Annotated in this window: 19 protein-coding genes; 2 read left to right on the forward strand and 17 right to left on the reverse strand. The window is 65.8% G+C overall.

Annotation, left to right across the window (positions count from 1 at the left end):
* Positions 1–12 precede the first annotated feature (12 nt).
* From ACV959_RS10515 to ACV959_RS10565, 11 genes are all read right to left on the reverse strand, one after another.
* Complete coding sequence (locus ACV959_RS10515) at positions 13–390, reverse strand: hypothetical protein (protein ID WP_475736557.1); 378 nt, start codon at positions 388–390, stop codon at positions 13–15.
* A 91-nt stretch (positions 391–481) separates the two neighbouring features.
* Positions 482–2,674 (reverse strand): sodium-translocating pyrophosphatase, encoded by a 2,193-nt coding sequence (locus ACV959_RS10520; protein WP_475736558.1) that lies wholly within the window; start codon positions 2,672–2,674, stop codon positions 482–484.
* A 183-nt stretch (positions 2,675–2,857) separates the two neighbouring features.
* Entirely contained in the window at positions 2,858–3,808 is a 951-nt protein-coding gene (thiL, locus tag ACV959_RS10525; RefSeq protein WP_475736559.1) for a thiamine-phosphate kinase, read from the reverse strand.
* A gap of 133 nt (positions 3,809–3,941) precedes the next feature.
* Positions 3,942–4,394 carry a transcription antitermination factor NusB gene (nusB, locus tag ACV959_RS10530; RefSeq protein WP_475736560.1) on the reverse strand — a complete coding sequence of 151 codons (453 nt, stop codon included), beginning with the start codon at positions 4,392–4,394 and terminating at the stop codon, positions 3,942–3,944.
* Positions 4,391–4,873 carry a 6,7-dimethyl-8-ribityllumazine synthase gene (ribH, locus tag ACV959_RS10535; protein WP_475736561.1) on the reverse strand — a complete coding sequence of 161 codons (483 nt, stop codon included), beginning with the start codon at positions 4,871–4,873 and terminating at the stop codon, positions 4,391–4,393. Before ribH ends, nusB begins: the two co-directional genes overlap by 4 nt.
* A gap of 245 nt (positions 4,874–5,118) precedes the next feature.
* Positions 5,119–5,718: a riboflavin synthase gene (locus ACV959_RS10540; RefSeq protein ID WP_475739647.1), complete on the reverse strand. Its 600-nt coding sequence runs from the start codon at positions 5,716–5,718 to the stop codon at positions 5,119–5,121.
* A 75-nt stretch (positions 5,719–5,793) separates the two neighbouring features.
* On the reverse strand, positions 5,794–6,924 hold the full coding sequence (gene ribD / locus ACV959_RS10545; protein WP_475736562.1) for a bifunctional diaminohydroxyphosphoribosylaminopyrimidine deaminase/5-amino-6-(5-phosphoribosylamino)uracil reductase RibD: 1,131 nt from the start codon (positions 6,922–6,924) through the stop codon (positions 5,794–5,796).
* On the reverse strand, positions 6,925–7,404 hold the full coding sequence (nrdR, locus tag ACV959_RS10550; protein WP_475736563.1) for a transcriptional regulator NrdR: 480 nt from the start codon (positions 7,402–7,404) through the stop codon (positions 6,925–6,927).
* 207 nt (positions 7,405–7,611) lie between these two features.
* Positions 7,612–8,889: a serine hydroxymethyltransferase gene (gene glyA / locus ACV959_RS10555; protein ID WP_475736564.1), complete on the reverse strand. Its 1,278-nt coding sequence runs from the start codon at positions 8,887–8,889 to the stop codon at positions 7,612–7,614.
* 173 nt (positions 8,890–9,062) lie between these two features.
* Positions 9,063–9,236 (reverse strand): hypothetical protein, encoded by a 174-nt coding sequence (locus tag ACV959_RS10560; RefSeq protein ID WP_475736565.1) that lies wholly within the window; start codon positions 9,234–9,236, stop codon positions 9,063–9,065.
* Between the two features lie 307 nt (positions 9,237–9,543).
* On the reverse strand, positions 9,544–11,130 hold the full coding sequence (locus ACV959_RS10565; protein ID WP_475736566.1) for a peptide chain release factor 3: 1,587 nt from the start codon (positions 11,128–11,130) through the stop codon (positions 9,544–9,546).
* 440 nt (positions 11,131–11,570) lie between these two features.
* On the opposite strand from ACV959_RS10565, the gene ACV959_RS10570 reads away from it, so the two are divergent.
* Entirely contained in the window at positions 11,571–12,488 is a 918-nt protein-coding gene (locus ACV959_RS10570) for a hypothetical protein (RefSeq protein WP_475736567.1), read from the forward strand.
* Positions 12,489–12,578: 90 nt separating this feature from the next.
* Here ACV959_RS10570 and ACV959_RS10575 read toward each other — a convergent pair whose 3' ends face one another.
* The 4 genes from ACV959_RS10575 to ACV959_RS10590 all read right to left on the reverse strand — a co-directional run bounded on the left by ACV959_RS10575 (position 12,579) and on the right by ACV959_RS10590 (position 15,571).
* Positions 12,579–13,169, reverse strand: coding sequence for a DUF3501 family protein (locus ACV959_RS10575; protein WP_475736568.1), 591 nt, complete (start codon positions 13,167–13,169; stop codon positions 12,579–12,581).
* Positions 13,170–13,198: 29 nt separating this feature from the next.
* Positions 13,199–14,548: a (Fe-S)-binding protein gene (locus ACV959_RS10580; RefSeq protein ID WP_475736569.1), complete on the reverse strand. Its 1,350-nt coding sequence runs from the start codon at positions 14,546–14,548 to the stop codon at positions 13,199–13,201.
* A 70-nt stretch (positions 14,549–14,618) separates the two neighbouring features.
* A complete protein-coding gene (locus ACV959_RS10585; RefSeq protein WP_475736570.1) occupies positions 14,619–15,038 on the reverse strand; it encodes a rubrerythrin family protein in 420 nt (139 codons plus the stop codon).
* Positions 15,039–15,283: 245 nt separating this feature from the next.
* The gene (locus ACV959_RS10590) at positions 15,284–15,571 is read right to left on the reverse strand and encodes a methyltransferase (protein ID WP_475736571.1); all 288 of its coding nucleotides are present in this window, start codon (positions 15,569–15,571) and stop codon (positions 15,284–15,286) included.
* An 84-nt stretch (positions 15,572–15,655) separates the two neighbouring features.
* Between ACV959_RS10590 and ACV959_RS10595 the strand changes: the two genes are divergently transcribed.
* Positions 15,656–16,258, forward strand: coding sequence for a poly-gamma-glutamate hydrolase family protein (locus ACV959_RS10595; RefSeq protein ID WP_475736572.1), 603 nt, complete (start codon positions 15,656–15,658; stop codon positions 16,256–16,258).
* A 7-nt stretch (positions 16,259–16,265) separates the two neighbouring features.
* On the opposite strand, the gene ACV959_RS10600 is transcribed toward ACV959_RS10595, so the two are convergent.
* Both ACV959_RS10600 and der read right to left on the reverse strand, forming a co-directional pair.
* Positions 16,266–16,565, reverse strand: a complete 300-nt coding sequence (locus ACV959_RS10600) for a PepSY domain-containing protein (RefSeq protein WP_475736573.1) — start codon at positions 16,563–16,565, stop codon at positions 16,266–16,268.
* A gap of 26 nt (positions 16,566–16,591) precedes the next feature.
* Positions 16,592–17,992 (reverse strand): ribosome biogenesis GTPase Der, encoded by a 1,401-nt coding sequence (gene der, locus ACV959_RS10605; RefSeq protein ID WP_475736574.1) that lies wholly within the window; start codon positions 17,990–17,992, stop codon positions 16,592–16,594.
* Between the last annotated feature and the right edge of the window lie 72 nt (positions 17,993–18,064).

Here is an 18,064-nt window from a genome sequence, read left to right on the forward strand (position 1 = left end):
CCCGCCCTTTTTCTATTGCCGGGGTTCCTGCGTCTTTAAAATCGCGCGCGCGTCAAAGACCGGATTTGAGCCCTGCTCGCCGTAGCGAAACATCACCACCGTAACCGCGAAATTGGCGACGGCAGGCTGGCCGGGCTGCTGAATCCGAACCTCTCCCGCGCTCCAGTCGATGAAGCGAAAGAGGTCGTATCCAAGCGCGAGCGTCTCCTTCGCCCCGAGAACCAGCGCCTCCTTCAACGCCTGCTCATCGCTCGGCGCGTCGGCGCCTTGCAGCGTCACGCGGACCATATTGGGGGCGAGCAAGGAGACTTTCGTCGAGAGGCAGTCGGATAGCGCGAGGGAGGCGGCGAGCAAAGCCGTCAGAGCTAGAACCCGTTTCTCGCATGCCACGAACATGCCTCCATGTCTCATAGATGCGCAAAAACAAAAAGGGCGGGGTCTCCCCCGCCCTCGCCCTTTCTTTTCCGAACCGTGGGCCCGATCAACCCCAATGGGCCAGGATCGCCAGCATCAGCAGCGCGACGATGTTGGTGATCTTGATGGCCGGGTTCACGGCCGGGCCGGCGGTGTCCTTATATGGGTCGCCGACGGTGTCGCCCGTGACCGATGCCTTGTGCGCCTCGGAGCCCTTAAGGTGCTTCACGCCGTCCTTGTCGACGAAGCCGTCCTCGAAAGACTTCTTGGCGTTGTCCCAGGCGCCGCCGCCCGAGGTCATCGAGATGGCGACGAAGACGCCATTGACGATCACGCCGAGCAGCAGCGCGCCCACCGCCGCGAGAGCGTTGGCCTTGCCGCCGCCGAGGACAAGCACGACAATGAACATCACGAGCGGCGCGGCCACCGGCAGCAGCGAGGGGACGATCATCTCCTTGATCGCCGCCTGCGTCAGCATGTCGACCGCGCGGCCGTAGTCCGGACGGGCCGAGCCGTCCATGATGCCGGGCTTCTCGCGGAACTGGCGGCGCACTTCCTCGACAACGGAACCCGCCGCGCGGCCCACGGCCGTCATGGCGATGCCGCCGAAGAGGTAAGGAATAAGGCCGCCAAAGATCAGGCCCGCGACGACGAAGGGGTTCGACAGGCTGAAGTCGATGTTCTCGAGGCCCTTGAAATACCCGACGCCGGTCTCGGCGAAGTGGCGGATGTCGTTCGTATAGGCCGCGAACAGCACCAGCGCGCCGAGTCCCGCGGAGCCGATGGCGTAGCCCTTCGTCACCGCCTTGGTCGTGTTGCCTACCGCGTCGAGCGCGTCGGTCGACTGGCGCACTTCCTTCGGCAGGCCCGACATTTCGGCGATGCCGCCGGCGTTGTCGGTCACTGGGCCAAAGGCGTCGAGCGCGACGATCATGCCGGCGAGGCCGAGCATGGTCGTGACCGCGATCGCAGTGCCGTAGAGGCCGCCGAACTGATATGTGAGGATGATGCCGAGCACGATCACGACCGCCGGGGCGGCCGTCGACTCGAGCGATACGGCGAGGCCCTGAATGACGTTGGTGCCATGGCCCGTCACTGACGCCTGGGCGATCGACACCACCGGGCGCTTGCCCGTGCCGGTGTAATATTCCGTGATGTAGACGATGGCGCCGGTCACGATCAGGCCGATGATCCCGCAGAGGAAGAGCATGAAGCCGTTGATCGACTCGCCGTTGACCTTGCCGACTTCGCCAAGACCGACGGTGAAGAGCGTGGCGAGAAAGAGGCCGGGGATCGAGAGAACGCCCGTGGCGATGAGGCCCTTATAGAGGGCGTCCATGATCTGGTCGTCCTTGAGGCCGAGCTTCTCGAAGTAGGGCGCGGCGATCTGGCCCCACTGCGTGTCGTCCTTGCCGAGCTTCACGAAATAGGTGCCGGCGATGGAGGTCAGGATCGACAGGCCGCCAATGGCGAGCGGATAGATCACGGCTCCGTGCAGGCCTTCCTGACCGGAAAAGAAGATCGCGGCGAGAACCATGGTCGCGACGACCGTGACCGCGTAGGTCTCGAAGAGGTCCGCCGCCATGCCCGCGCAGTCGCCGACATTGTCGCCGACGTTATCGGCAATCGTCGCCGGGTTGCGCGGATCGTCTTCCGGAATGCCCGCCTCGACCTTGCCGACGAGGTCGGCGCCGACATCGGCGCCTTTGGTGAAGATGCCGCCGCCGAGACGCGCGAAGATCGAGATGAGCGACGCGCCGAAGCCGAGCGCGACGAGCGCATCGACGAGAACGCGATCAGCAGGCGTATAGCCCACGAACCAGGTGAGGATCGCGTAGTAGATCGCGACGCCCAGCAGCGCGAGGCCCGCGACGAGCAGACCCGTGACGGCCCCCGCCTTGAAGGCGATGTCGAGGCCGCCGGCCAGCGACTTGGTCGCCGCCTGCGCGGTGCGGACGTTGGCGCGCACCGAGACGTTCATGCCGATATAGCCGGCCGCGCCCGAGAGCGCCGCGCCGATCGCGAAGCCGAAGGCGACCGCCCAGCCGAGCAGAATGACGAGCAGCACGAAGATCACGGCGCCGACGTAGCCGATGGTCTTGTACTGGCGATTGAGATAAGCCTGCGCGCCCTCGGCGACGGCGCCCGAGATTTCCTGCATGCGCTGCGAGCCGGGATCAGCCGCGAGCAGCTCCTGCGACGTTTTCACGCCGTAGGCTACGGACATGAGTCCGAAGACGATGGTAAGAAAAAGGACCATTGGGTTCGCCTTTTCGTTCTTCGGCCGGAGGGCGGCCGAAAATGACCGCGCCACAAAGGGGTGGGCGCGCAACGGAAAAAAGGAAACACGGCCGGACGCGACGAATCGGCCGGACGCGCGAGAATTTTCCGCGCGCTTTCTGCCAGAAACCGGGCGAACCGGCAATGGCGCCGCCCTTTGCAGTCAGAAGTGGCTGAAGGACAATTTCCCGAAATTCAGGGGCTTTTTTGCCGCGTCGCGAAACAGGGGCGGCGCCGTTCCGGCGACGATCTCGCCGATCCGGGCGACCCCCTCCCCCGCGCGGAAGGCGGAGCCGGCGGCGAACAGGATTTCATAATCGTCGCCGCCCGTCAGCGCGGTTTCGAAGAGTTCGGGCGCCAGGGCCATGGCCTCGCGCGCGGCGGGAGAAAGCGGAACAAGGGGCGCCTCCACGATCGCGCTCACCCCGGAGACGCGGCAGAGTTTCGCGAGGTCGCCCGCGAGCCCGTCGGAGACGTCCATGGCGGCGCTGGCGTGGGCGCGCAGCAGCGGCGCGAGGTCGAGGCGCGGGCGCGGCAGGAGGTAGCGGTCCAGCAGATGATCGCGGGCGGCGGGAGAAAGCCGCGCCGCCAGCGCCGGGTCTCGGCGCAGCGCAAGGCCGACGGCGGCGTCGCCGATCGTCCCGGAGACGTAGATCGCATCGCCGGGCCGCGCGCCTGTGCGCGGGACGAAGCGCGGCGCGCGGCCCAGGGCGGTGATCGAGATGGTCAGCGGCCCCGGCGTCGCGGCCGTGTCGCCGCCGAGAAGCGGCGCGGCATAGCCGCGGGCGTCTTCCGCGAGACCGGCGGCGAAGGCGGTCAGCCAGTCGTTGGTCCAGTCGCCCGGCAAGGCCAGCGAGAGCAGAAAGCCGACCGGCTCGGCGCCTTTGGCGGCGAGATCGGAGAGATTGACCCGCAGCGCCTTCTTGGCGATGAGCGCAGGCGGGTCGTCGGGGAAGAAATGCACGCCGCCGACAAGCATGTCGACCGTGGCGACCGTCGGCTCGGCGGACGCCGCGATCAGCGCCGCGTCGTCTTTCAGACCCAGCGCCGCAGGCCCGGCGATGGGCGCGAAGATGCGGGCGATGAGTTCGTCTTCGGTGTAGCGGTCGGACATTGCCCCTGCGCCCCCTCCCTGTCCCCCCCCCCCCCCGCTCCGCGAGAGAGAGGGACACTCGCGATCAGCGATGTGGATGAAGGCCCGGATCCGCCCCTTCTCCCGCGCAATCGGGGGAGGGTTGGGGAGGGGGCTACCCCATTTCCCCCGCCCGCTCCTCGCGCGCGATTTTGTCGAGTACGGCGTTCACCATGCCCGACTCCATCGACCCGAAAAAGGCGCCGGCGACGTCGACATATTCCTTGATCGCAACGCGGGCCGGGACGTCCTTGCGCGACCGCAGCTCATAGGCGCCCGCGCGCAGGGCGGCGCGCATCACCGCCTCGACGCGCGCGAGCGGCCAGCCGCCCGACAGGACGCGATCGATCTGACGGTCGATGGCCACCTGATCCGTGAGCACGCCCTGCAGCACGTCGCGGAAGAACGCCACCTCGGCAGGCTTGTATTGCACGCCCTCGATCTCGCGGCCGATCCAGTGCGACTCGAATTCCGCGAAGACCTCGTTGAGGCCCTTCCCCGCGACTTCCATCTGATACAGCGCCTGCACGATGGCGAGGCGCGCGGCGGAGCGCTGGTCGAGACTCATGCGAGACTCCGTTTCAGGCGGATGAGCGCGAGCGCCGCGAGGGCTGCGTCGGCGCCCTTGTCGCCCTGCTTCGGATCGGCGCGCACGATCGCCTGCTCGTCATTTTCCACGGTGAGGATTCCATTGCCCAGAGGGAGGCGGCGCGAGACCGAGAGGTCGGTCAGCGCACGCGAGCTTTCATTGGCGACGATCTCGAAATGATACGTCTCGCCGCGAATGACGCAGCCGAGCGCAACGAGCCCGTCATAGGGCGCGCCCGCCTTTTCCGCGGCGTCGAGCGCGATGGCGGCGGCGGTCGCGATCTCCAGCGCGCCAGGAACCTCGATCACGGTCGCGCGCGCGCCGAGCCGCTCGATCGCGGCGATCGCGCCTTCTTTCAGTTGGCCGACGATGTCGGCGTTGAACTTTGCCGCGACGACGAGGATGCGCGCGCCGGGAACCGGCGTCGCATCAAGGTCGTCGGGTGCAAAACCTGCCATTTTCGAACTCCGAAAGGCCCCTCCCCAACCCTACCCCCGCCAAAGCCCGTCAAAGACGGGCGTCTTCCGACGCCCTTTGTCGAAGAGGGAGTGACGGCGCGGCCTTCATATACGCCGCCGATCGCAAGCGTCCCCCTCACTCGCGCGCAGCGGGAGAGGGACGGAGAGGGGGTAGCGTTTCCGCGGATATTTTTGGTTTTGGCGCATCTTATGTCACAGCGGCTGCGGCTTGTCAGCCAGCGCCGTCATTTTCCGCTCAACCGCGCCGCATATCGCGCCATCATATCCACCTCGATGTTCAAGGCGTCTCCTGCCCGGCGCGCGCCGAAGGTGGTCACGGCCAGCGTGTGCGGAATGAGCAAGATCGAAAATCGGTCGCCTTCGACCTCATTCACGGTGAGCGACGCGCCGTCCAGCGCGACGGACCCCTTTGGCGCAATGAAGCAGGCAAGGTCGTGCGGGGCCTCGATCCAGAAGCGGGCCATCGCGTCAAAGTCGTCTCTCGACAGAATGTGCGCCACTCCGTCGACATGGCCTGTGACGATATGGCCGCCGAGTTCGTCGCCGACCCGGAGCGCGCGCTCGAGATTGACGCGCGTTCCCGGCGCCCATGCTCCCACAGTCGTCTTCGCCAAAGTCTCGGCCGCTGCGTCGACGTCGAAGACGGTGCGCCCGCCCTCGCGTGCGACGGCGACCACCGTCAGACACACCCCGGAATTGGCGATGGAGGCGCCGAGCGCGATCGTATCGGCGTCATAGGCGCAGCCGATGCGCAGGCGCTTCAGATCGCCGCGCGGGTCGACGGAAAGAACTTCGCCGATGTCGGTGACGATGCCGGTGAACATGAAAAACTCCAAGACGGCCTCGTCATGGGAGGCGTAAACCTCGCACGCGCCCTGCGTCCAATCGGCGAGGCCGTTTCAATCCATTCTCGCGTAGCGCGTCATCTGATCTGCGCCGAGCGTTCGGCTTTCGATCATGCGATAGCGCGAGACATTCTCCAAAGCCGCGCGCGCCGCGGGGGTGAGGGCCGGACGGCCTGGACGGCCGAGCGGCTTCACGCCCTTGTGAAGGATGACCTCGTCCGCGAGCCCGGCGACGAGCAGACTTTCCGCTACGCGGGGCCCGCCCTCGCTGAAGACGCGCGTGATTCCCCGGTCGGCGAGCAGACGCAACGCCGCGAGCAGATCGAGCCGGCCGTCGATCGTAGGGATGCGCGCGACTTCGGCGCCGGTCGCCTCGGCGAAAGCGCGCGCGGCGTCCTCCCCCACATCCTCGCCGACGATCACGAGCAGCGGCGTCTCGCGCGCCGTCGCGGCAAGCCGCGATCGCGGCGACATGGTCAACCGGCGATCCAGCACGACGCGCAGCCGTCTGGGTCCGTCGACGCCCGGCGCACGCACGGTCATCAGCGGATCGTCCTCCCGCGCCGTGCCGGAGCCGACCATGATCGCGTCGTGAAGCGAGCGCTGCACATGGGTGAAAGCGTCGGCGATGGGTCCGGTGATGCGCAAGCGTGGGTCGTGCGCGGCGCCCGCCGCGTAGCCGTCCGCCGTCTGCGCCAGCTTCAGCGTCACCATCGGCCGATGTTTAGTGACGCGCAGAATATGGCCGAGATGGTCGCAGCGCGCGGCAGCCGCCTCTGCCCCGACCGCGACGTCGATTCCCGCCTCGCGCAGAATGGCGTGGCCCCGCCCCGCGACGCGCGGATCCGGGTCTTCCATCGCCGTGACGACGCGCGCCACGCCCGCTGCGACGATGGCGTCGACACAGGGCGGCGTGGCCCCGTGATGCGAACAGGGTTCGAGCGTGACGTAGAGCGTCGCGCCGCGCGCCGCCTCCCCCGCCGCCGCGAGAGCGATGGCTTCCGCATGCGGACGCCCCCCGACGGCCGTATAGCCGCGCGCGACGACGACGCCGTCGCGCACGACGAGCGCGCCGACCGCCGGATTGGGCGCCGTGCGGCCCATGTTGCGCCGGCCGAGCGCCAGCGCCGCCGCCATATAGGCGTCGTCGGTCGCGGCGAGTGGAAAGGTCTCGTGCAGGCTCATCTAGTCGTCGGCGCCTTCCGCAAATTCGCCGCCGCTCTCGAGTTCGTCGATGATCGCGTTGAAATCGCGCGCTTCCCGAAAGTCGCGATAGACGGAGGCGAAGCGGACAAAGGCCACGGCGTCGAGGGAACGCAAGCCTTCGATCACCAATTCGCCGATTCGATGGCTTTCCACCTCGGCTTCCCCTGCGCTTTCGAGCTGGCGGACGATGCCCGAAATCATCCGCTCCACGCGCTCGGGCTCGACGGGACGCTTGCGCAACGCGATCTCGACCGAGCGGGTGAGCTTGTCGCGGTCGAAGGGCGCGCGCTTGCCCGATTTCTTGACGACGACGATCTCGCGCAGCTGCACGCGCTCGAAAGTGGTGAAACGGCCGCCGCAGGTCGGGCACACGCGCCGGCGCCGGATGCAGGCGGAGTCCTCGGCCGGGCGCGAATCCTTCACCTGCGTGTCGAAGGAGCCGCAATAGGGACAGCGCATCAAAACCCTCGGCGCTCTTTCACCCCCTCGGGAGGAAGGGTCGAACGGCGAAGCCGTTCGGGGTGGGGCGATGACCCGAACGCTCGCCGAATTTGCCTAAAGCAGAAGGCGCAGGGTCCGGGGCGACTCCCGAAGTTCGGAAGTCCGCCCCACCCCGCGCCTTTGGCGCGACCCTCCCCTTGAGGGGAGGGCGCAAAACAGTCCCGATTACGGATAGATCGGGAACTTGGCGGTCAGCGCGTGAACCTTTTCCTTCACCGCCGCTTCCGTGCCCGCGTTGCCCTCTTCGCCCTTCGACGACAGGCCGTCCAGCACCTCGACGATCAGCTTGCCGACCTCGGCGAACTCGCCCGTGCCGAAGCCGCGTGATGTCGCCGCCGGCGTGCCGAGACGAATGCCGGAGGTGACGAAGGGCTTTTCCGGGTCGAAGGGGATGCCGTTCTTGTTGCAGGTGATGTGGGCGCGGCCGAGCGCGGCTTCCGCCGCCTTGCCGGTGATCTTCTTCGGACGCAGATCGACCAGCATGAGGTGGTTCTCCGTGCCGCCGGAGACGATCGCGAGGCCCGCGTCGACCAGCGTCTGGGCGAGGGTCTGCGCATTGTCCTTCACGCGCTGCTGATAGGCCTTGAATTCCGGCGTCAGCGCCTCTCCGAAGGCGACCGCCTTCGCGGCGATGACGTGCATCAGCGGGCCGCCCTGCAGGCCGGGGAAGATAGCCGAATTGATCTTCTTGGCGATGTCTTCGTCATTCGTCAGCACCATGCCGCCGCGCGGGCCGCGCAGCGTCTTATGCGTCGTGGTGGTGACGACATGGGCGTGCGGGAACGGCGAGGGATGCAGGCCCGCGGCGACGAGGCCGGCGAAATGGGCCATGTCGACCATGAAGTAGGCGCCGACTTCGTCCGCGATCTTGCGGAAGGCCGCAAAGTCCCAGATGCGCGAGTAGCCCGAGCCGCCGGCGATGATGATCTTCGGCTTGTGCTCCTTGGCGAGCTTCTCGACCATCTCCATGTCGATGCGGTGATCGTCCTTGCGCACCGTGTAGGGGATCGGCTTGAACCACTTGCCGGAGAGATTCACGGGCGATCCGTGCGTCAGATGGCCGCCCGCTGCGAGGTCGAGGCCCATGAAGGTGTCGCCCGGCTGCGCGAGCGCGAGGAAAACGCCCTGGTTCGCCTGCGAGCCGGAGTTCGGCTGCACATTGGCGAAGCCGCAACCGAAGAGCTTCTTGGCGCGCTCGATCGCCAGGTTCTCGGCGATGTCGACATACTGGCAGCCGCCGTAATAGCGCTTGCCCGGATAGCCTTCCGCGTACTTATTGGTCAGAACCGAGCCCTGAGCCTCCATCACCGCCTTGGAAACAATGTTTTCCGACGCGATGAGCTCGATCTCGTGCTTCTGGCGGCCGAGTTCGAGTTCGATCGCCTTGGCGAGTTCCGGATCGGACTGCGCAAGGGAGGTGGTGAAGAAACCGGACTGGCTCATGGAATGTCCTCTAGCCTGAGCGCGCGAAAGATAAGCGAAAAAGGCGGCTTCCCCGATTCTCGCGGCGAAACCGGCTCTCCATGTCGCGCATCGTTGAGGCGTCCGCCTTATCACGGCGCGGGCGCAACGGGAAGAGTGGCGGATTGGCGCGGGACATCGGTCCGGACCAGATTTCAGGGGCGCCGTTCAGCCCGCAAACCGGCCGCGGCCGCAATCGCCTCCCGCGCCGCCTCCAGCTCCCCTGCCCGCATATCCCTGATCTTCTCCGCCATTCCCGCCGGCGGCCGCTCGGGCGACCCGGCGTCGGAAGGCGGCCGCGGATCGTATTCCACCGCAAGCTGCAGCATCTTCGCATGGTCTTCGCCCCGCAGCACCGCCGCCAGCGTCAGGCCGAAATCGAGGCCCGCCGTCGCGCACCATCCAATAGCTCGTAGCCTTGTAGCCCTTGAGCAGACCCGCCGCGCCGAGCAGCAGCGAGCCCGTGCACGCGCTCGTGACATATTTCGCGCGAGAACCGCGGTCGGCGAGAAAGTCGAGCACGGCGCGGTCGCGCATCGCGGGGATCGTCCCCGGCTGACTTGGCGGCTTGATATGGACTTGGCGGCTTGATACGGACCCGATTGTTCCCTTGAGGGAGAAGGCGCCATTGCCGGCTCAGGCCGAGCTTTTCTGATAGTCCTTCACGTCCGAGAATTTGATCGCCGGGTTGCGCTCCGCGTCATAATTCAGTTGAAACGCGGACGTGCTCATGAACACCGGGGCGCCGTCGAGATCGTCCGCGATGCTGGAGCCGTTGGAGTCGATGAAGCTTTTCAGCTTCGCCGGCTCGTCCGACGCAATCCAGCGGCAGATCGTGAAGCGCGAGGTTTCGTAGCGCGTCTGCAAGCCATATTCGGCCTCCAACCGCGTCGCGAGCACATCGAGCTGCAGCGCGCCGACGACGCCGACGATGGAGCCGGAGCCGTCATGCGGGGTGAAGACCTGCACGACGCCCTCCTCGGCGAGTTGCTGCAAGGCCTCGCGCAGCTTCTTGGCCTTCATCGCGTCGCTGATGAGAATGCGGCGCAGGATTTCAGGCGCAAAGCTCGGCACGCCGCGAAAGCGGATGTCCTCGCCCTCCGTGAGCGTATCGCCGATGCGAAGTTGCCCGTGGTTCGGCAGACCCACCACGTCGCCCGCGAAAGCCTCGTCGGCGATCGAGCGGTCGCGCGCGAAGAAGAATTGCGGCGCGTTGATGGGAATGTTCTTGCCCGTGCGGATGAGCTTCGCCTTCATGCCGCGCGTTAGCTTGCCCGAGCAAACGCGCATGAAGGCGATGCGGTCGCGGTGGTTCGGGTCCATATTCGCCTGGATCTTGAAGACGAAGCCGGTCATTTTCGGCTCGCTCGCCTCCACCATCCGCTTGTCGGCCTCCTGCGCGCGCGGGCTCGGCGCATATTCGGCCATGGCGTCGATGAGATCGCGCACGCCGAAATTGCGGAGCGCCGAACCGAAGAAAACGGGCGTGAGATGGCCCTCGCGGAAAGCCGCGAGATCAAAGGGTTTGCTGCCCTCCTCCGCCAGCATCGCCTCCTCGCGCCAATGGTCGGCGTCGGTCGGCAGAAGCTTGTCGAAGAGCGGATCGAAAATGCCTTCCGTCTTCAACTCGTCGCCGTCCTTGTCGATCTGGCGAACGGTCTTCGTCGCGAAGCGATAGGTTCCGGCGAAATTCTTGCCGCCGCCGATGGGCCAGGTGATCGGCGTCGTGTCAAGCGCGAGCGTCTTCTCGATTTCGTCGAGCAGCTCGAAGGGATCGCGGCCTTCGCGGTCGAGCTTGTTGACGAAAGTGACGATCGGAATGTCGCGCAGGCGGCAGACTTCGAAAAGCTTGCGCGTGCGCGCCTCGATGCCCTTGGCCGCGTCGATCACCATCACCGCCGCGTCGACCGCGGAGAGCGTGCGATAGGTGTCTTCCGAGAAGTCCTCGTGGCCCGGCGTGTCGAGCAGATTGAAGACGCAATCGGCGTATTCGAAGGTCATCACCGAGGTGACGACCGAAATGCCGCGCTCGCGCTCGATGCTCATCCAGTCCGAGCGCGTCTGCTGGGCGTTGCGCTTGGCCTTCACGGCGCCGGCAAGCTGAATGGCGCCGCCGAAGAGCAGGAGCTTCTCGGTGAGCGTGGTCTTGCCGGCGTCAGGGTGCGAGATGATCGCGAAAGTGCGGCGCCGCGAAACGGGGTCGCGATGGGTGGAGGCGGTCAAGGTCGATCCATAGAGTCGAGAGGCGGCGGGCGATTCTCGGGAAACCGCGCCGCCGATGGCATTTACAGCAAAGCGGCCGAAGACGAGAGCGAAATCCGCGAATCGCGGCGGGCCGCGGCGCTTCCGGCCCCCGCCCGGAAATGCGCCCCGGCGTTCGGCGCGGGCGCAACCAGATATACGGGTTCACACGCCTGGGTTGAATTGGATTCCAGCCGGCTAAATATTGAAAACATGGAAGATCCCGAGATTGCATCTTGTGTTTTAACGAAAAGTTAGCCAATGCTGGTCTCGACGCGAGCGGGGCCAGAAGCGAAGCGTTCTTTATTTTTTTGCGCTGATCGCGAGCGCGCGCCTCCCGAAATCGCTCGAACGGATGAATGCGGCGACCTGCGCGAAGGCGCGCGCCTTTTTGTGTAGTTTGTAAAGAGAAGGGTAGTTCCATGAAATCTGCGAGGGGCTGGGCGCTCAATGGCGCCATGATCGCGGCGATGGGTCTTTTCCCGGCCGCCGCGACGGGAGAGGAAACGACCGTCAACGCTGCGGATGCGCGGCGGGCGTTCGTCGCGCCGCTGAAGACCTGGCCGAGCGCCACGCCCGCCTCGGCCCCGCAGACCCGCGACGAGCCGCTCACCCGGGGCCAGATGTCGTCGATCACGCCGCACGGCATGCCCGTGCTTAAACGGGGCGAATACGGCACGGACATCGACAACGAGAACAATGCGAACACCCATACGCCCGACGGCGATATGGACGCCTATCTTTTCAATACGGCCGCCAATGCGCCGATCGAATATAATATTGTCCTTCCGGCCGGCTCGGCCGGTAAAGCCGCCACGCTGCGTATGGACGTCTTCGATGTGGACGCCGCCGCGGGCGAAGCGGACATCGTCTATGTCAATGGCGTCAGGGTCGGCGTTCTGAACGGCAGCGACAGCGCTTGGGGCGTGAACATCTTCGCCATTCCGCCCGGCGTGCTCGTCGATGGGCGCAATCTGGTCAGGATCGACATCGACACGCGGAACCCTGGGCGCGCGATCTGGGCGGTGATGGTCGACTGGGGCATCATCTCCCTGCCGACAAGCACAACGCCGGGCATCACCCGCTGCTGGGTGACGCCCGCTCGTCAGACAAGGGGCGACTATGTGAACTTTTTCGCCGAGACGACGGGGTCGCTGGACACAGTCAGCGTCACAGTCGCCGGCCGCACGCTCCCCCTCACGGACCCTGACCGCGACGGCGTCTGGTCCGGCCAGTGGCAGATCCCCGCAGCCTTGCCGCCAGCGGCCTACACAATGCGCTTCGGCGCAACGAAGGCCAGCTCGGTCATATCGACCTGCCCAACGCTCAAGGTCGACTGAGCATTCCAAACGTCAGGAAGCGGGCGCATTTCGGCGCCCGCAGCCAGATCGCGCACAGGGCTTGCGCGCCAGGCCGAGGGCGCGGCCTTCTCAGGCGAAATCCCCTGCAAGCGCTTCCCGCGTCGCCTCCGACATCACGGCCATGTGGCTGTAATTGGGATGGGAGAGGCCCAGAATCACCCGTGCGTTCGGCGCGCGGAAAGCTTCTGCCTGCGCGTCGGTGAAGGGGAAGTGCACGAATTGCACGCTCGACGCCTTGCCGTCGGCCGTGGTGCGGTCCTGATCGGCCTCGGCCGCGCCCTGGATCCGTTCGCCGCCGACCTCGATGAAGGCCGTGTCCTCGATGCCGCCCAACCCCGCGAGCACGCGGGCGCGGCGTAGCGGATCGTCGATCTCGATCATGAAAGTCGCGACGAGTTCCCGGCCCTTCGGGATGAGCGGATTATAGGCCGCGAGTTCCTCCGGAATCTGCGCCTCGCCGCCGCGCTCGATGTGCAGCATCTCCTGCACCTGCAGCCACATCGTATCGAAGCTCTCGAAATAGAAGGTCACATAGGGACCAACCTCGACGCGCCGGTTGCGCTTGACCGCCGTGATCCTGCGCCGATGCTCCGCGCGTCCCTTCGCATATTCGGCCCAGGGGAGAATATCGTCTCGGGTGATTTCGGTTTTGATGGACATGTCGTTTCTCTCGACTCCCGTCCTCCCGACTATTCGCCGGAAGACGAAATCCCATACGCCCGCGCCATCAGCACGATCGGATGGCCGACGCGCTCGGGTTTTGGCGCGTCGCCGCCAAGCGCCTCAATCCCCTGCTCCAGATGAATGCCCGCGAGCGGACATTCCGACACGACGTGCTTCTTGCCCGCCGTGTTGAGCTGACGCATCGCCGGCTTGCCGACCTTCATCGCGGTTTCGAAATTGCCCTTCTTGTAACCCCAGGCGCCGCCGTGGCCCGAACAGCGCTCGACAACCGCAACATCCGCCTGCGGAATGAGCTTGAGAAGCTCGGCGCCCTTCTGGCCGAAATTCTGCGCGCGCGAATGGCAGGACATGTGGAAGGCGACGCCGCCGTCGATCGGCTTCATGCCCTCAGCGAGCCCCTCCTTCTTCGCGATGTCGACGATATACTCGGAGAGGTCGAAGGTCGCTTTGGACAGCTTCTTCACGCTCCCGTCGTCCGGCAGAATGAGCGGCCACTCGAATTTAAGCATCAGCGCGCAGGAGGGCACCGGCGCCACGATATCGTAACCCTCGTCGATATAGGGCGCGAAGGCGGCCGCGACCTTTCGGGCGGCGTCGGCGACTTCGCCGATCAGACCCTGCTCCAGCTTCGGCATTCCGCAGCAATGCGGATGCACGACTTTCGTCTCGACGCCGTTCTTCGCCAGCACGGCCAGCGCCGCCATTCCGATCGACGTGTCGTTGTAATCTCCGTAGCAAGTGGCGTAGAGCGCGACCTTGCGGCCCTTCGCAGGGCCGGCCGCGTTGCGCGCGGGCGGCGCCGCCTTGGCGCGCGCTTCGAGCGTTTGGCCCGCATATTCCGGAAGCGCCGCGTTCTTGTCGATGCCGGCGTATTTCTCTTCCAGTCCGCGCAGGGGGCTCCCGCGACGCGTCGCCCAATTGACGGCGCCCGAGATCAGCGTCGCCCATTTGCCGTTGCGGTCCGTCTCGGTCAGCGCGCGATCGGCGGCGGAAATCCCGCGCTTCTTCGCCTCGACGGCGCGATAGCGCAGCATCAGATGCGGAAAATCGAGATTGAATTCGTGCGGCGGAACGTAGGGGCACTTCGTCAGGAAGCACATGTCGCAGAGCGTGCAGGCGTCCACGACCTGTTTGAAATCCGCGCTCGGGACAGAATCGAGTTCGCCCGTCTTCGATTCGTCGACGAGATCGAAGAGCCGCGGGAAAGAGTCGCAGAGATTGAAGCAGCGGCGGCAGCCGTGACAAATGTCGAGGACGCGGCGCATTTCCGCGTCGAGCTTCGCCTCGTCGTAGAAATCGGGATTTTCCCAATCCAGCGGATGCCGGATCGGCGCCTCGAGACTGCCTTCTCTCATGGTCGTCCTGCTATGACGGAAAAGGATCCCCTCCCCCCGCGAATCTGCGGGAAGAGGGGATTTGCGGGCGTTACTTCAGCTCGTCGAGCGCCTTCTGGAAACGCCCGGCGTGCGAGCGCTCTGCCTTGGCGAGCGTCTCGAACCAGTCGGCGATCTCGTCGAAGCCTTCTTCGCGCGCCGAACGCGCCATGCCCGGATACATGTCGGTGTATTCGTGCGTCTCGCCGGCGACGGCGGCCTTGAGGTTGTCGGCGGTCTTGCCGATCGGGAGGCCGGTGGCCGGATCGCCGACGGACTCGAGGAACTCGAGATGGCCGTGGGCGTGGCCGGTCTCGCCTTCCGCGGTGGACCGGAACACGGCGGCGACGTCATTGTAACCTTCGACGTCGGCCTTCTGAGCAAAATAGAGATAGCGGCGGTTCGCCTGCGATTCGCCGGCGAAAGCGGCCTTCAGGTTCTCTTCGGTCTTGCTGCCCTTGAGCGATGCCATTATTGCCTCCAAAGGAGAATTGACGGCGCGCGGCGCCTCCCGCGAGAGGCCCCGGCGTCACTTCCTTAGAATAATTCAAAACTACGTCCCGTCCAACTGAAATCGGACAATCCCCGGGCAGTTTCCGCCCCGGCCGCCGCCATGGACCGGCATTTCGCGCGGCGCTCGCCCTAAATTGATTCCGATCGCCAGGGAATCCGGGCCGACGAGATGCCCGACGCGCGTCTCCCTGAAGCCTGCCGCCTTCATCCAGCCCCCCAACAATAGGCGCCCGTGAAATCGAAACCGCTGGCGGTTTCGATGAGCATGTCGAGGCTCATCAGCAGGCTGAAGGGGTTCTCGCGGCGGCCGTCGTCGATCAGCGCCTCATGGGCGATGAGCGCGCCGCCCGCGGGCAGGGCGTCATAGGCTTTGCGAAGCAGCATATGCTTCTGGCCGAAATCCCGGTCGTGAAGGATATGGCCCATGGCGATCACATCCGCATCGGGCAAGGCGTCGGCGAAGAAGCGGCGAGCAGCGCCTTGGGGTTCCACAACGACATCCCGAGCGAGAGGGGCTTTTCGGGCGACGGCTTCATGCTCATGACAAACTCCCCGTTGCGCGGCTAATCTGAATGCATGGCCGACCAGTACGACAGTTTCGCAGCGCTCGCCGCGCGCGAGATCGAGGACGTTCATTATCGCATTCACGTCGCCGTTCGCCCCTCGCCCGTCGTCATCTTGGCGCCGCATGGCGGCTGGATCGAGCCGGGCACCTCGGAGGCGGCGACGGCGATCGCGCACGAGACGCATTCGCTCTATTGCTTCGAAAGCCTCACGATGCGCGCGAAAGGCGACGGCCTGCACATCACCTCGACGCGCTTCGACGAACCCTGTGCGCTGCGGCTCGTCGCGGGTTCGGAGGTCGCGATCGGCGTGCACGGCCGCAAGGACGGCGCGGACGACGCGTCGATCTGGTTGGGCGGCCTGCACGAGCCGTTGCGCGACGCGATTTCTCTCGCGCTGCTCGACGCCGGCTTTCGGGCGAAGGCGGTCGGCGAGGGTCATCCGCTCGCCGGCCGCGATCCGAGGAACATCTGCAACAAGGGGCGACGAGGCGCCGGGGCGCAGATCGAAATCCCGCGCGCGTTGCGGATCAAATTTGCTCGTGACGCGCCGCATCTAGACGTTTTCGCTGAAGCGGTGCGCGCCGCGCTGACGGCGGCGCTCGTCGCGCCGTGACGCGACGTTAGTCGCGCTCTCTCTTGCGGGAGAGAAGATTGCCCGTCCACGGGTCGAACAGAAGCTCGTACTTCCTTCCGTCGCGCTCCACGACGTCGACCTCATAGACCCACCGGCCCTTCTTGCGCTCCAGCTCGATTTCAGTGATCGCGCCATCGGCGGCCTCGCGCGCCCGTGCGAGAATATCCTCCATCGGCAGCATCTGGCCGTTTTCGGGCGGCGAAAAGACGTCGAACAGGCTTTGGGCCGGCGCGGCGCCAGCGGGAAGAACGGCCAGAGCCGCTGCGAACATGACTTTTTTCAACATGGGTCCCCCTTTTTAGTCGTTGCGTTTCAGCTCTTTTTCTTTCCCGCGAAAGGATTGTCCCCCGCCTTCCTTGAAATGCGGATCGGCACGCCGGGCAGATCGAAGGTCTTGCGCAGCCCGTTGATGAGAAACCGCTCGTAACTTGCGGGCAACTCCTCAAGCTGATTGCCGAAGAGCACGAAATGCGGCGGACGCGACTTCGCCTGAGTCATGTAGCGGATCTTGATGCGCCGTCCAGAGACGGCGGGCGGCGGCGTTTCCTCAACCGTCTGCAACAGCCAGCGGTTGAGCCGCGCCGTGGCGATGCGCTTGTTCCAGACCGCGTGCGTCGAGACGATCGCCTCCATTAGCCGGTCGAGCCCCTGCCCCGTCGCGCCGGAGACGGGGACGACCGGACAGCCGCGCACTTGCGGCAGCAGGCGCTCGGCGTCCTCGCGCAGTTTGACGAGCGTTGCGCCCTTGTCCTCGATGAGATCCCATTTGCCGAGACCGATGACGAAGGCGCGGCCCTCGCGCGCGGCGAGATCGGCGATGGTCAAATCCTGCTTCTCGAAGGGAATGGTCGAGTCGATGAGCAGCACGACGACTTCCGAGAAGCGCACCGCGCGCAGCGCGTCGGCGGCGGAGAGCTTTTCCAGCTTGTCCACGACCCTGGCCCGCTTGCGCAGTCCCGCCGTGTCGAAGAGCTTCATCTTGCGGTCGCGCCACCGGAAATCGACGCCGATGGAGTCGCGCGTTATGCCCGCCTCTGGCCCCGTCAACAGGCGCTCCTCGCCGAGAATGCGGTTGATGAGCGTCGATTTGCCGGCGTTGGGGCGCCCGACGACGGCGATGCGCAAGGGCTTCGTCACGTCGAGGTCGCTGCCGTCCTGCTCGTCGTCGTAGAGATTTTCTTCCTGCCGCGCTTCTTCCTCGGCGGGTTCGGCGGTCTCCTCAGGCAGCGCCTCGCGCAGCGCCTCATAGAGCGCGCCCATGCCTTCGCCATGCTCCGCGGAAAGCGGCACAGGATCGCCGAGGCCGAGCGAAAACGCCTCATAGGCGCCCGCCTCGCCCGCCTTTCCTTCCGCCTTGTTGGCGACGAGGATCACGGGCTTGCCGGCGCGGCGCACGAGATCGGCGAAATATTTATCCTCCGGCGTCACGCCGACGCGCGCGTCGACGACAAACAGGACGCCGTCGGCGGAGAGAATGGCGTTCTCCGTCTGGGCGCGCATCCGGCCCTCGAGAGTCGCGCCGGCGCCTTCCTCGAGACCCGCCGTGTCGATGATGGTGAAGCGAAGATCGGCGAGCTTCGCCTCGCCTTCCCGGCGGTCGCGGGTGACGCCGGGCCGGTCGTCGACGAGCGCGAGCTTCTTGCCGGTCAGCCGGTTGAACAGCGTCGACTTGCCCACGTTCGGGCGTCCGATGATGGCGAGCGAAAAAGACATGTCGGGACTCTGCGAGAAGCGCTCCGGGCGCCCTCTAGTAACGCAAAACCCTCTCCCACAGGGAGAGGGCTC

The sequence above is a fragment of the Methylocystis sp. Se48 genome (genome assembly GCF_056269425.1).